The sequence below is a fragment of the Clostridium tertium genome (assembly GCF_902652255.1).
Lineage (GTDB): Bacteria > Bacillota > Clostridia > Clostridiales > Clostridiaceae > Clostridium > Clostridium tertium_A.
In genome coordinates, this window is sequence record NZ_CACRTO010000013.1 from 197,900 (window position 1) to 212,573 (window position 14,674).

13 protein-coding genes and 1 other annotated feature are annotated in these 14,674 nt (G+C 28.4%); of the genes, 10 read left to right on the top strand and 3 right to left on the bottom strand.

Annotated features, from left to right (window positions below):
- Window positions 1–2 precede the first annotated feature (2 nt).
- Window positions 3–638, top strand: a complete 636-nt coding sequence (recX, locus tag GPX08_RS05880) for a recombination regulator RecX (RefSeq protein ID WP_156625909.1) — start codon at window positions 3–5, stop codon at window positions 636–638.
- Window positions 639–655: 17 nt separating this feature from the next.
- Entirely contained in the window at window positions 656–1,723 is a 1,068-nt protein-coding gene (locus GPX08_RS05885) for a transglutaminase domain-containing protein (RefSeq protein ID WP_156625910.1), read from the top strand.
- A gap of 365 nt (window positions 1,724–2,088) precedes the next feature.
- Here the strand turns inward: GPX08_RS05885 and GPX08_RS05890 are convergent, their stop codons facing one another.
- A complete protein-coding gene (locus tag GPX08_RS05890) occupies window positions 2,089–2,454 on the bottom strand; it encodes a tetratricopeptide repeat protein (RefSeq protein ID WP_156625911.1) in 366 nt (121 codons plus the stop codon).
- A gap of 216 nt (window positions 2,455–2,670) precedes the next feature.
- Between GPX08_RS05890 and GPX08_RS05895 the strand changes: the two genes are divergently transcribed.
- Window positions 2,671–3,615, top strand: a complete 945-nt coding sequence (locus GPX08_RS05895; protein WP_156625912.1) for a kinase — start codon at window positions 2,671–2,673, stop codon at window positions 3,613–3,615.
- Between the two features lie 377 nt (window positions 3,616–3,992).
- Window positions 3,993–4,212 (top strand) — a binding site (T-box leader).
- Between the two features lie 74 nt (window positions 4,213–4,286).
- Entirely contained in the window at window positions 4,287–6,929 is a 2,643-nt protein-coding gene (locus tag GPX08_RS05900) for a valine--tRNA ligase (RefSeq protein ID WP_156625913.1), read from the top strand.
- Window positions 6,930–7,181: 252 nt separating this feature from the next.
- On the opposite strand, the gene GPX08_RS05905 is transcribed toward GPX08_RS05900, so the two are convergent.
- Window positions 7,182–7,613 (bottom strand): hypothetical protein, encoded by a 432-nt coding sequence (locus GPX08_RS05905; protein ID WP_156625914.1) that lies wholly within the window; start codon window positions 7,611–7,613, stop codon window positions 7,182–7,184.
- Between the two features lie 112 nt (window positions 7,614–7,725).
- Here GPX08_RS05905 and GPX08_RS05910 point away from each other — a divergent pair, with 112 nt between their 5' ends.
- The 6 genes from GPX08_RS05910 to GPX08_RS05935 all read left to right on the top strand — a co-directional run bounded on the left by GPX08_RS05910 (window position 7,726) and on the right by GPX08_RS05935 (window position 13,664).
- A complete protein-coding gene (locus GPX08_RS05910) occupies window positions 7,726–8,619 on the top strand; it encodes a RimK family alpha-L-glutamate ligase (RefSeq protein WP_156625915.1) in 894 nt (297 codons plus the stop codon).
- Window positions 8,616–9,410: an ATP-grasp domain-containing protein gene (locus tag GPX08_RS05915; protein ID WP_156625916.1), complete on the top strand. Its 795-nt coding sequence runs from the start codon at window positions 8,616–8,618 to the stop codon at window positions 9,408–9,410. The genes GPX08_RS05910 and GPX08_RS05915 overlap by 4 nt, the downstream gene beginning before the upstream one ends.
- Window positions 9,407–10,705, top strand: a complete 1,299-nt coding sequence (locus GPX08_RS05920) for a bifunctional folylpolyglutamate synthase/dihydrofolate synthase (RefSeq protein WP_156625917.1) — start codon at window positions 9,407–9,409, stop codon at window positions 10,703–10,705. The genes GPX08_RS05915 and GPX08_RS05920 overlap by 4 nt, the downstream gene beginning before the upstream one ends.
- 46 nt (window positions 10,706–10,751) lie before the next feature.
- The gene (locus GPX08_RS05925) at window positions 10,752–11,822 is read left to right on the top strand and encodes an N-acetylmuramoyl-L-alanine amidase (RefSeq protein WP_156625918.1); all 1,071 of its coding nucleotides are present in this window, start codon (window positions 10,752–10,754) and stop codon (window positions 11,820–11,822) included.
- Window positions 11,823–11,958: 136 nt separating this feature from the next.
- A complete protein-coding gene (gene deoD, locus GPX08_RS05930; RefSeq protein ID WP_156625919.1) occupies window positions 11,959–12,669 on the top strand; it encodes a purine-nucleoside phosphorylase in 711 nt (236 codons plus the stop codon).
- A 53-nt stretch (window positions 12,670–12,722) separates the two neighbouring features.
- Window positions 12,723–13,664, top strand: coding sequence for a ribonuclease Z (locus GPX08_RS05935; protein ID WP_156625920.1), 942 nt, complete (start codon window positions 12,723–12,725; stop codon window positions 13,662–13,664).
- Window positions 13,665–13,681: 17 nt separating this feature from the next.
- Here GPX08_RS05935 and GPX08_RS05940 read toward each other — a convergent pair whose 3' ends face one another.
- A complete protein-coding gene (locus GPX08_RS05940; RefSeq protein WP_156625921.1) occupies window positions 13,682–14,674 on the bottom strand; it encodes a DUF4003 family protein in 993 nt (330 codons plus the stop codon).

Here is a 14,674-nt window from a genome sequence, read left to right on the forward strand (position 1 = left end):
TTATGAATACTATAACAAAAATAGAAGTCCAAAAGAGAAATAAAAATAGAGTAAATATATATGTAGATCATGAATACGCCTTTTCATTAGATAGTGAATTAGTCTATAAAGAAGGACTTAAGACTAACGAATCTGTGAATGTTGAAAGAATAGAGGACATTGCTAAAAAAGATAATTATTTAAAATGTAAAAATGCGGCTCTTAGAATTGTTGAAAAAGCTTATAAAAGTGAGAAGGAGCTAAAAGATAAACTTATACTAAAAGGCTACGATAAGCATTCCATTGAAAAGTCTATAGAGTTTTTAAAAGAGTATGGTTTTATTAATGATAATAATTACGCTAAACTTTATATAAAAGATAAAAATAGAACTCAAGGAAAAAGTAAGATAAAGTATGATTTAATTAGGAAAGGTATAAGTGAAGATGTTATAGAAAGCAGTATCTCTAATATAGACGATGAAGATGAAAGAGATAATGCTTATAATCTTGCGATAAAAAAATATAATGTGATTTCTAAAAGAGAAGATGACAAATATAAGCTATCACAGAAATTATATAGATTTTTATTATCTAAGGGATACAATTACGATACAGTTTCTTATGTTGTAAAAAAGATCACTAACCAAGAAGATATTTAAATAAAGGAGAGAGTATTATGCTGGAATATTTACCATATATAATATGTGGTCTTTTATTGATTTTTTCAATAAAAGATAGTATTCAAGGTTCCTTAGAAGAGGAAAGTGCAGTATATTCTTTAAAAAGATTAATATATTATTTTTCTATTTTTATTACATTTTTAATTATGTTATTAAATTTAGAAGATATTTATTTAGCTATATTGAAATTTGCAAGTAATAATCCAGAGTTTTCAATACTTAATAATAATATAGTAAAAGCATTAGTTTTAGGAGTTATTTTTGTAATAATTCAAGCTATATTTTATTTTATATTATCCTTACTTAGTGATCCTCTTTGCAAGGCTTATAAATTATTATTAAGTAAAGGTAAAATAAGAATTGTTTTGTTCTCTAGCGTTTTTGGATTTTTAAAGGGATTAGTAGTAATACTAATTATGTTTATGGGGATTATAACTTATAATTATACTTTCGGAAGATCCTCAGGCATAGATATTTTTAATGATATTAGTGGCTATAGTAAGCTTAATGAAATAGTATCAGTTAATAAGCCTGTTTTATCCTACAATGATTTTAAAGACTACATACCTACTAATTCAAATATTATAATTTATTATAATGGAGTTACATTGGAAGATGGTATTAAATCCTCAGAAGAAATAGATAAAAAGGCAAAAGAAATAACTTCAGGTGCCAAATCAGATAGGGAAAAAGCAGAAAGACTTTATGCTTGGATAGGATCTAACGTAAAGTATGATTTTGATAAAGCGGAAAAAGCTTTAGGTAGAGATGGTGTAACTAATAGTGGAGCATTAGAGGCTTTTAATACAAGACGTGGTATTTGTTTTGATTATGCTTGTTTATATGTTGCAATGTCAAGGGCTGTAGGAATAGGAAGCAGAATAGTTACTGGAGATGCCTTTGATGGTCAAAATTATGGACCTCATGCATGGAATCAAGCTTACCTTGCGGATGAGGGAGTATGGATTAATGTAGATCCAACCTTTTATATATCAGGAGACTATTTCGATAATAAGGATTTTGATAAAGATCATATAAATGCAGAAATTGCAGGAGAATGGTAGTGTCTACAAGTAGCCAAATGAAAATGAATAATTAATAATGAACAATTAAGGATGTAATTCTTTCAGAATTACTAAAATTAACTTCTTTTCAAAACTCCTTCGGGAGTTTTTTCATTAATTTTTTATTATTTATGCTTAATTCTATATTGTGCGACAGTTTAAATTGTAGATAAAATTTTATGTTTAAAATACAATCAAAAATAGTATAGATTTAACAGTTTAGAAATATAATGAGATATGTTTTTACCTGTTTAAATTTAAATTAGAAAAAGGTTAATATATCAGATGATTAATATAAAAAGTTCCAATAATATCAGTTAGTCGACTTTGATTTAGGGTCGAAAAAACTTATATTATTGGAATTTTTAATTGGATACGTCCCACTTTTTATTCTTTGCCATAATTAAATTAATTGCTTTTTCACAATCAGTATCAGTAGAGTCTAAAGACCAAGCTATATTAAAGTAAATAAGTGCTTTTTTTACATTTTCTTTCATAGCATAACAGTAAGCAAGGTTAAAATAATACTTACTTTCTTGTTGAATAAGTATTGCTTTTTTTATAAAAAGTATAGCTTTATCAAAGTTTCTTATTTTAATATAACAAACTCCTGCGTTGTAATATGAGCAAGCAACATTTTCTTCATTTTGAATGGATAAATTATAATAATCTATTGCTTTTAAGTAATCTTTCATATTATAGTACATATTTCCTTCATTAAAATAATTCATAAAATCCTCCATCTTAAGAATATTTTAATTAAATTATTGCCATAAATTCTTTGTAATATTCAATATATGTCAGTGATTGTAAAATGGGAATTTTATACGTAAATATTAAATTTTTAAATTCGACAAAATTTTTAAAAATAACTTTATTTTTTTGGGCTTATTTAATATAATGGATTTATGTTTTTTTTAATGGATTTTAAGAGTGGGAGAGATGATATGTATAAAAATGATCCATATATATTAGTATTAGGGGCATCGATTGTTGATATTATAGGTTTTAGCAGAAAAAAATATAATAGTAGAGATTCAATACCTGGAAATATTAAAATTTCTTTAGGTGGTGTATGCAGAAATATAGCAGAAAATTTAGCGAGAGTTAATGTTAATACTAGCTTTATATCTGTTTTAGGGGGAGATGACCAAGGTAAGAACATCTTGAATAACTCTAAAGAAATAGGATATAACATGGAGCATTCTCTTATTTTAGAAAATGAGTATACACCTACATATATGGCTATTTTAAATGAAAATGGTGAAATGGAATCCGCTGTAGTAGACATGGAGTGTTTAAATAAAATTGATTCAAACTTTATTGATACTAAAGCAGAAATAATAAGAAATGCTGAATATATGGTGGTAGATTCAGATCATCCAGAATTATTGGAGCATATTTTGAAAAAATACTCAAAAGATACCAAATTTATTTTGGACCCTGTATCAGCTACAAAAGCAAGTAAGATAAAACATCTAGTAAAGTATTTTCATACAATAAAACCTAATAGATTAGAGGCAGAAGTTCTTTGTGGATTTAAGATAAATAATGATGAAGATTTAAAGAGAGCTTGTGACTACTTCTTAGATCAAGGAGTAACGAATGTATTTATAAGTTTAGATTCTGATGGAATATATTACAAAAATAATACTGAAGAAGGAAAGCTTAAAACCTCAGCAGTTTCAGTTAAAAATGTAACAGGAGCCGGAGACTCATTTGTAGCAGGTATTGGCTATGGATATTTAAATAATTTATCTTTAATTGATACAGTTAAATATGCAATAGCAATGTCAATAATTACAATAATACATGAAGATACTATTAATCCTAATATGAGTGAAGATTACGTTCATGATTTTATGAAAGATATTAATTGGATAGAAGGTTAATACATAATAATATTTCTTTTACATAATCTAAGTATATAGCTTGGAGGTGAAGGAAATGAGTAAAAAGCCTAAAAATAGTAATAAGAAGCATATAAATCATAATCCTCAAGTAGAAAGTGTAAAAGCTACTTTTGGAGAACCAAAGGTTAAGGATAATGAATTTACACCAAAAACTTTTAGTTAAAAAAGGGGCTAGTTTAGCTCCTTTTTTTAATATTATTTAACAATTACTAATTTGATTGAAATATCATAAGAGCTAGTTATAAAGATATAATTGATTGAAATTTTAATTTATAGAAAATTATATTTAGAGTAAGTGGTTTTATATTATTGACAAAAACAACAATATGGTATAATATAGCCTTAAAAATCATATTTTAAAAGCGTTGATAAAGAGGAGTAGGGAGTACTGTATATTAAGAGAATGAAGGTCATGGGCTGAAAGCCTTCTATATTAAAGTATCCTGAAGGTAGCTTTTGAGCATCTTTACTGAAACTAAGTAAGTAAAGGCGGCTGACTTAGCCGTTATTTTATAAAGAGCTTAATATATTTATATATTAAGAAAAAAGGTGGTACCGCGAGACTTCGTCCTTTTGTGATGAAGGCTCTTTTTTTATTGTTTAAAAAGTTAAATCTAACTATATTAGTATGTTTAATAGGAGGAAGAGATATGTCAGAAAAGAAAAACTTAGCGACAACTTATAGCCCAAAAGACTTTGAAGAAAGAATTTATAAAACTTGGGAAGAAAAAAAATATTTTACACCAGTAATTGATAAAAATAAAAAGCCTTTTTCAATTGTTATGCCACCACCAAATATAACTGGTAAGCTTCACTTAGGTCATGCTCTTGATAATACACTTCAAGATATGCTTATAAGATTTAAGAGAATGCAAGGATATTCTACTTTATGGCTTCCAGGACAAGATCACGCTTCAATTGCAACAGAAGTTAAGGTTGAAAATGAACTTTTAAAAGAAGGTTTAGTTAAAAAAGAAATGGGTAGAGAAGCATTCCTTGAAAAAGTTTGGGAATGGGCAGATGAATATAGAGGAACTATAAGAAATCAGCTTAAAAAGATGGGTGTTTCTTGCGATTTCTCAAGAGAAGCCTTTACTATGGATGAAAATTTAAATAAGGCTGTTAGAACAGTTTTTGTTAAATTATATAATGAAGGTTTAATATATCAAGGAAATAGAATAACTAACTGGTGTCCAAAGTGTTCTACAGCACTTTCAGATGCTGAAATTGAATATGAAGAGCAAGATGGATTCTTCTGGCATATTAATTATCCATTAACTGATGGTAGCGGATATTTAGAAATAGCAACTACAAGACCAGAAACTTTACTTGGAGATACTGCAGTAGCTGTTAATCCAAATGATGATAGATTTAAGCATTTAGTAGGTAAAACAATAAAATTACCTCTTACTGATAGAGAAATTCCAATAGTTGCAGATGATTATGTTGATATTGAATTTGGAACTGGTGCTGTTAAAATTACGCCAGCTCATGATCCTAATGACTTCCAAGTAGGACTTAGACATAATCTACCTCAAATTAGAGTTATGGATGACCATGGAGTTATTAATGAATTAGGTGGTAAGTATCAAGGTTTAGATAGATATGAAGCAAGAAAGCAAATGGTTAAAGATCTTGAAGATTTAGGACTATTAGTTAAGGTTAAGCCTCATACTCATAATGTAGGAACTCATGATAGATGTAATACAGTTATAGAGCCAATTATATCAAAACAATGGTATGTTAAGATGGAGTCTTTAGCAAAGCCAGCTATAGATATAGTTAAAAATAAGCAAACTAAGTTTGTTCCTGAAAGATTTGACAAGATATACTTTAACTGGATGGAAAACATTCAAGATTGGTGTATTTCAAGACAATTATGGTGGGGACATAGAATTCCAGTTTGGTACTGTGATGATTGTAGAGAAATGATAGTAGAAATTGATGCACCAGAGACTTGTCCTAAGTGTGGTTCAAAACACTTACATCAAGATGAAGATGTATTAGATACTTGGTTCTCATCAGCATTATGGCCTTTCTCAACTTTAGGTTGGCCAAATAAAACTGAGGATTTAGAATACTTCTATCCAACTAATGTTTTAGTTACAGGATATGATATTATCTTCTTCTGGGTTGCAAGAATGATATTCTCAGGATTACACAACATGGATGAAACTCCATTTGATACTGTATTAATTCATGGAATTATTAGAGATTCTCAAGGAAGAAAGATGAGTAAATCATTAGGTAACGGTGTAGATCCACTAGAAGTAATAGATGAATATGGTGCTGATGCATTAAGATTTATGTTAGTTACAGGTAACTCTCCAGGAAATGATATAAGATATATTCCTGAAAGAGTTGAAGCTGCTAGAAACTTTGCAAATAAGATGTGGAATGCTTCTAGATTTGTTATGATGAATCTTGATAAGGAAGTAATGGAAAAGTATTCTGATTGCACTGAATATAGTTTAGCTGATAAGTGGATTCTTTCAAGAATGAATACTTTAGTTAGTGAAGTTACTGAAAACATGGAAAAATATGAATTAGGAATTGCTCTTCAAAAAGTATATGACTTTATGTGGACTGAATTCTGTGACTGGTATATAGAATTAGTTAAGGGAGTATTATACGGAGAAGATGAAAAGGCCAAGGGAATAGTTTATAATGTTTTAAATACAGTATTACAAACTGGACTTAAGCTTCTACATCCAGTAATGCCATTTATAACTGAAGAAATCTATACTACTTTAACAGATGGAAAATCAATAGTTGTTTCTAACTGGCCAGAAGTTAATGAAGCTCTAAAAGATGAAAAAGCTGAGAAAGATATGGACTTTATAATTGAAGCAATTAAGGGATTAAGAAATGTTAGAGCAGAAATGAATGTTCCACCTTCAAGAAAGGCTAAAGTTATAGCTCATACTACAACTGAAGCTAAAGAAGCATTTACTGCAGGAGTTAACTATATAGAAAAATTAGCATCTGCATCAGAAGTAGCATTTATTGATGATAAAAATGAAGTTCCTGAAAATGCTGTATCACTAGTTGTTAAAGGTGGAGAGTTATTTATGCCTTTACTTGATTTAGTAGATAAAGAAAAGGAACTTGAAAGATTAAACAAAGAAAAGAAGAAATTAGAAGGTGAAGTAGAAAGAATAGATAAGAAACTTTCTAACCAAGGATTCGTAGCTAAAGCACCTCAAGCAGTAATTGATGGTGAAAAAGAAAAGAGAGAAAAGTATCAAGAAATGTTAGAGGCTGTTTTAGTAAGAATAGAAGCGCTTAATTAATGAAAAATTAAAAATGAATAATGAAGAATTAAGGATGTAATTTGTACCAAATTACTTTTAATTAAATTTACAAGAAAACTCCCTTTGTAGGGAGTTTTTTTATTTAGGAAATTATGTTTATATAAATCTGTAGATAACTTTAATAATTTATAGAAAAAGATAGTCTGAAAAATAGATTTTTTTGAGTAAGGTTTGATTAATTTTTTAGTATTTCTACGGGGAAAATATATTTTAATAGTCTACTTTTTCATATTAAAACATCTGTAAAATAGTATTGGCTAATGTACTTGTTGGATCTTCGTTAGCTACTTCTTCAGCTATTTTTATAGCATCATATTGTTTTAAATAACTAGTTGGCAGTGTAGAAAATATTAGAATCCATTCTTTATATTTTATATTGGTATCATATTTTAAAGCTTTCTTTATGTGATTAAATGCTAGTTCTTCATAGCATAAAGGTGTTAATACTATAAAAATATAATAAGACATTAAATAGTGAGCATAGGCAAGTTCTTTGCTACTATTTTCATCCTCAAATAAATTGATTTTATTAGCAAGCCAAAAGTAAAGATTATTTTTCAAATAATAATCACAATTCTTTAATTCAATAAGTTTTTCTTCATTTATTTCGTAAATAGATATACTATTTAAATTTAATTTTAGTACTTCATTTAAATCATTCATAATTGTCTCCTTTGTATATGTTAAGATAATAATAGTATAAAGGTTGACAAAGAATTTTTAAAGTGATAAAAATAGGTTAATAAATACTACATAATAAGAGAGTTGGTTTAGTATGACAGGATGGATAATTTATAATGGAACTTTAAATGTTCCTAAAATATTAAAGCTAGTGGATTCATTAGTTGAAGAGGGGAAGAAGCTAAATATTAAATTGGAAGCAGTTAAAAATACGGAAATAATTCCTGTGTATTCAAAAAGTGGCGAGGCAGAATTAATATATTTAAAAAGCTTAGAAGAGCCTAAATTTATAATTTTCTGGGATAAAGATGTTTTACTTGCTAAGCATCTTGAAAAAATGGGCTTTAAAGTCTTTAATTCAAGTGAGTCAATTAAGAATTGCGATCATAAAGGATTAATGCATTTAGTACTTTCAAATATTAATATAAGTATGCCTAGAACTATTTTATCACCTATGATATTCGATTACTCACTTAACGGTGAAGATTACCTAGTTAAATGTTATGAGTCTTTAGGTGAAAGTGTGATAATAAAAGAATCAATGGGTTCTTTTGGTATGCAAGTTTATCTTATAAATAATAGGGAAGAATTTATTAATAAGGTTACTGAATTAAACAAGAAAAATATAGATTTCATAATTCAAGAGAATGTCAAAAGTAGTTATGGTAGGGATATTAGAGTAAATATTATAGGTGATAAAGTAATAGGGGCTATGCTTAGGGAGTCTAAGACTGACTTTAGGGCAAATATTACCCAGGGGGGAAAAGGTAGATTAATAGATTTAACAGAAGAACAGGAAAAGTTAGCATTAAAAGCGCATAAGGCTCTAGGGTTAGATTTTTCAGGTGTTGATTTATTATTTGGTGAAAATAATAAGCCAATTCTTTGTGAAGTAAATTCTAATTTAAATTTCTTAAGCTTTGAAGAACTTTGGGGAAAGAGTTTTGGGAGAAAAATACTAGAGTATATATTAGGGGAAGTTGCATGATAGAAGGTATTGTTATTTATAGTAGAGAGGACTTAAATAAAAATTTATCCTACATAAATTGGTTAATAGAAGAAGCGGAGAAAAAAGGCTTAAATATAAGACTGTTTCTTGAAGATGAAATTAATGAGATTTCTACAGATTTTTTATTTGCAATAAATAGGTCTAGAAATTTTAATATTACATATAAGCTTGAGGAAGATGGCGTTAGGGTTTTTAATGATTATAAATTTTGTATTTTAGGTAATGATAAATTAATTGCCTATGATTATATAGAAACATTAGGACTTAAATACCCAAAAGTATATAGTAGTTTACGCGAGATAGATAGAAGTAAAAATATAATTGAGAAGCCTAAAAATGGTCATGGTGGGACTAATATTAGAATATTAGAAGATTTAAATAATTTGAACTTTAGTAGAAATGTTTATCAAGAATATATTGAAGATTATATTGGAGATATAAGATTTTATATAATTAATAATAAAATTGAACATGCAGTAATTAGAATTCCTAAGAAGGATAGTTTAGTTTCTAATTTTACAAAGGGTGGTAGTGTAGAAATTTATAACTATTCAACTAAGGAAGAAAGAATTATTAATAAAATTTTAAACAACTTAAATATTGATTATGGTGGCATTGATTTTCTACTATTAAAAAATGGAGAAATTCTATTTAATGAATTTGAAGATGCAGTTGGTAGTAGGATGTTAAGTCATTTAGGAATTAATGATACAATGGAAAAATTTTTAAATCATATAGTAAATGAAGTAAAAGGAATGAAGCAAAGATGAAGGATATAGAGACATTAAAATATTTAGAAAGGTTACGTGTATTAGGATCAAATTATGGTCTTGAAAGAACAGAGAGATTGTTAGAGTTAATTGGAAACCCTCATAAAAGATTAAAACTAATACATATTGCTGGTACTAATGGTAAAGGCTCTACATCTGCACTATTAGGAAGAATTCTAATGGAACATGGGTATAAAGTCGGATATTTTAATTCACCTCATTTAGAAGAGATTGAAGAAACTATTAGAATTAATGAGGAAAACATAAGGGAGAAAGATTTTGTAAGTTTAATAAATGAAATAAAACCTTATGTAGAGCAAGTTGTTGAAGAGGGATTTAATCATCCTACTGAATTTGAAGTATTAACATGTTTAATGTTTCTTTATTTATATAGAAGCAATGTTGATTTTGGAGTTATAGAAGTTGGGCTTGGCGGAAGGTTAGACTCTACTAACGTCTTAACACCAATTTTATCTATAATAACATCAATAAGTTTAGATCATACAAATATTTTAGGTAATACAATAGAAGAAATAACTAATGAAAAGGCAGGTATTATTAAAAGTAATATACCTATAGTAACTTGTAATCAAAAAGAAGAAGCAATGAAGGTAATTGTAAATAAGGCTATTAGTTCAAAGTCAGAGTTAATAATAGCTAATCCGAATAACTATAAGTTCTTAGGGATAAATAATGATGTTAATATATCGCAAAAAGTTTCAGTTAAGATAAAAGATAAAGATGAAGTGCTAAACTTATCATTATTAGGAAAGCATCAAATTATAAATCTATCTTTAGCAATTGAAGCGTTGAAACAGTTAGAGATGTTAGAATATATAAATTTAGATATAAATAAATTGAAAAGTGCAGCTGAAAAAGTAAGATGGAATGGAAGACTAGAAGTTCTAAGTAAGAGTCCGTATATAGTTGTTGATGGAGCACATAACATTTCAGGCGTAGAATTTTTAAAAAATAACTTAAATGAATACTTTATATATAACAAGCTTTATTTAATTCTAGGTATATTATCTGACAAAGAAGTTGAGAAGATGGTTAAAGTGCTAGCACCATTAGCCACTGAAGTTTATACATTAACTGCAAATTCAGTAAGAGCCGAAGGAGCAGAGGACTTAAGAAATATAGTTAAAAAATATAATGATAATTGTGTTGCATTTGATGATTATTTAGATGCAATTAATTATGCTAAGTCTAAAGCTAATGAAGATGACTTAATCTTAGCCTCAGGATCTTTATATATGATTGGTACACTTAGGGGGATTATAAACAATTTATAATAACAAATACTATGAAGCTTGCATATTATGTAGAGAGGTGATTAGTATGAAAATAGTACTAGATTACGGGCATTGCTTATCAGGGCCGGATACTGGAGCATCAGCAAATGGTTATAGGGAAGAACTATTAACTAGAGAAATTGGAAAAGCTGTAAGGGCTAAACTTGAAAAATTGGGACATACTATTATTGTAGTATCACCAGATTACGCTAGTAGTGTTTCTAATAGTTTAAGTAGAAGAATAAGTGCTGCGAATGCTGCAAGGCCTGATATTTCAGTTTCGATTCACTTAAATGCTGGTGGAGGTAGAGGAACTGAAATATATACTAAAAATGGAGTAAAATTAAGTGAAGCAGTAGCAATATTAATTGAAATGAGTAATATAGGATATGTAAATAGAGGAGTAAAAGATGGATCAGCCTTAGCTTTAGTTGGAAGCATAGTAGCAAAATCAATGCTTGTTGAAACATGTTTTATTGACTCTAGTGATATGTCTATTTATAATCCAGACAAAATATCTACAGCTATAGTAAAAGGACTTGTAGGTACTTCTTCAACAATTCCTAGTACACCACAAGTTCCAACTAATCCTAGTAACAATGCAAATAAGTATTTAAATCTATTAAGTCATGTTGCTAGATGGAGAGTATACCCAACAACAAAGGCACCAACAGTAGGAAATGAAGTTGGCTTTATTCTACCTTCTAATTTTGGAGGACTATCATATAAGATAATAGCAAATCCTCAAGCTGATGTATATACAATAAATACATCAAGTTATGGAACTGTAAATATCTATGCTCCAAGAGATAAAGATAGTACAATAACAGCTAGTCCATTATATGGTGGAAGTTCACCATCAAACAGTGTCAATAAAAAGTATTTAAATTTAAAAAATATTGTTCCTAGTTGGAGAGTTTATCCGTTGTCTAAAGCTCCTATAATAGGAAATGAAGTAGGTTCTTTAGCACCCTCTAGATATGGTGGATTATCTTATGAAATATTAGGAAATCCTCAAACAGATGTATATACTATTAATACTGAGTCTTTTGGTAAAGTAAATATTTATGCACCAAGAGATAATGATAGTAGTATAACTTCAAGTCCAATTTATTAGTATTTTTAAGTGCAATTAGTAAATAATATTACTAGTTGCACTTTTTAATTTTTCTATAAAAGTATATAATTAATGTAGATATTTACAATGTAAATATTACTATAGATTTAAAATTTATTGATAAGGAGAATTTTATATGGCAAAGCATTTACACATAATGGCTGATGAAGGAGCTATAGCTGAAACAGTATTATTACCTGGAGATCCGTTAAGAGCGAAATTTATAGCAGAAACTTATTTGGAAGATCCTGTTTGCTATAATACTGTAAGAGGAATGTATGGATATACAGGAACTTATAAAGGAAAGAGAATATCTGTGCAAGGAACAGGAATGGGATTACCATCACATTCAATTTATGTAAACGAGCTTATAAGATTTTATGGAGCAAAAAGACTTATAAGAATTGGATCTGCTGGTTCAATAAACGATAATGTCAATGTAAGAGATATAGTTTTAGCACAAAGTGCATCTACTAACTCAGGAATTAATAATAGAAGATTCCTAGGAATGGATTATGCACCAACTGCAAATTTTGATCTTTTATTAGAAGCATATAATAAGGGAAAAGCAAAAGGTTTAAATATAAAGGTAGGTAATATTTTATCTTCAGATTTGTTTTATGATGATACTAATGTAGGAGGACTTAACCTTTGGGCAGAATATGGATGCTTAGCAGTAGAAATGGAATCAGCTGAGTTATATACTCTTGCTGCTAAGTATGGAGTAGAAGCTTTATCTATACTTACAATTTCTGACCATGTATTTAAAGGTATTGAAACATCTCCAGAGGAAAGACAAGAAAGTTTTACTGATATGATGGAAATTGCTTTAGAACTTGCTAAATAATATTTTGGGTTGCCCTTAGGCAGCCCATTAAATTTAATAATGAGGTTGATAATATGATTGATTTGACTTTGCTTGGATGTGGTGGAGGAATGCCTATGCCAAATAGACATTTGTCATCTCTTTTTATTAATATAAATGGTAGAAAGTTATTAATAGATGTAGGTGAAGGAACTCAAGTTGCAATAAGGAAAAATAATTTAGGCTTTAAAGCAATAGATATAATTTTAATTACCCATGTTCATGGAGATCATATAGTTGGGCTGCCTGGACTCCTTTCCACCATTGGAAATAGCGGAAGAGAGGAAAATTTAATTATCATAGGGCCTAAAGGAATTAATGATGTAATAAAAGGATTAAGTGTATTATTTCCATACTTACCATATAAACTAGATATTGTTGAAAATCCAAGGGAATTATCCTTTATTATTAAGAAAAATTTTATAGAACTATCTGAAAAAGATAAGTCTGATCTTATAATTAATACAGAAGAACTTGATCACTCATCACCTTGTATTGGATATAGTTTATATCTTAAAAGAAAAAGAAAATTTAATCTAGAAAAGGCAACAGAAATGAATGTTCCTAAAGTTTTATGGAGTAAACTACAAAGAGAAGAAAATGTTGAATTTAATGGGGTTATGTATGATAGTTCAATGGTTCTTGGAGATGAAAGAAGAGGAATAAAATTGAGCTATATAACAGATACAAGACCAAATGATAAGATTATAGATTTAGTAAAACATAGCGATTTATTTATATGTGAAGGAACTTATGGAAATGATGAAGATTTAGATAAAGCTATTAAAAATAAGCATATGACATTTAGAGAATCAGCAACAATTGCTAAAGATAGTGATGTAAAAGAGTTATTGTTGACACATTTTAGTCCAGCAATGAATGAACCTAAAGATTTTAGAGAGAACGCGAAGTCAATTTTCAATAACACTATCATCGGAGAAGATGGTATGAACAAAGCCTTAAAGTTTATAGATTAAACTTTAAGGCTTTAATTTTAGTTACTAGAAGATGATGTAGCTACAGCAGCTGAAGTAGCTGCACTAGCAGCTGCTATTTGCATAATCATTACTATATTTAATGAAATACTCTTAGTAGTTTCTATAACCTTATAACTAAGAGCATCATCATTATTTTCAAGTGACTCTACTGAAAGAAGGGAAGCAGATATAATATTTCTTAACGACGAACCTAATGAAAAGTTTCCAAATCCGTGATGCCTTTTTAGTGATTTATTTACTGATTCAAGATCCTTTGCAAAGGTATTATAATCAGAATTTGTTAGTGCTACCACTCCTAGAATGGGTAAAGAATAACTATCAATATGAGTATAACTTCTTTTTAAAATATTATTTAATAAAATGACTTTATTACATTTCTCTTCAGGAGCACCTTCAAATAATGAGAGAATGTGAGTTAAGGCTTGAAGATTATTTCCTTTCCAGAATCCATTATTTCTTAAGATTTGATAGCATCTTTCCATGTTATAAAAAGCATTATCTAAGTCATCACAAGTAGTAGCAATTAAAGCTGCTGAACAAATATCCTCTTGCCCTGTTAAGAATAAATGATTTTCCTTCATTAAATCATATGCTCTTCGAGTGGTGACTATTATTTCATCTGTATTTTTATCATTTCTATAATTATATATAATTTGAGATGCTAATACTAAAAATTGATTGTTTAGGAAATGATATTTTAATTTTTCGTATATTTCTATGATTTCTTTGAAACTTTCTTCTGGATTATCTTGTATTGATAGGTTAACTGCTGTAGTCAATAGGTTATTTCCTCTGAAATTAGAAAATATGCTAGAATTGCTTTTGATTATATCTATGCAAATATTTATTTTTTCTACATCAGCTTCAAGATTTTTTAATGTTAAAGTCAAAGCACTACATCTTTTGAAAACTCCAGCTAAGTAACTAGATTTAACATTCTCTAAATTATTACTATTTCTTACTAAAAGATGTAATCTACTATCTATCAT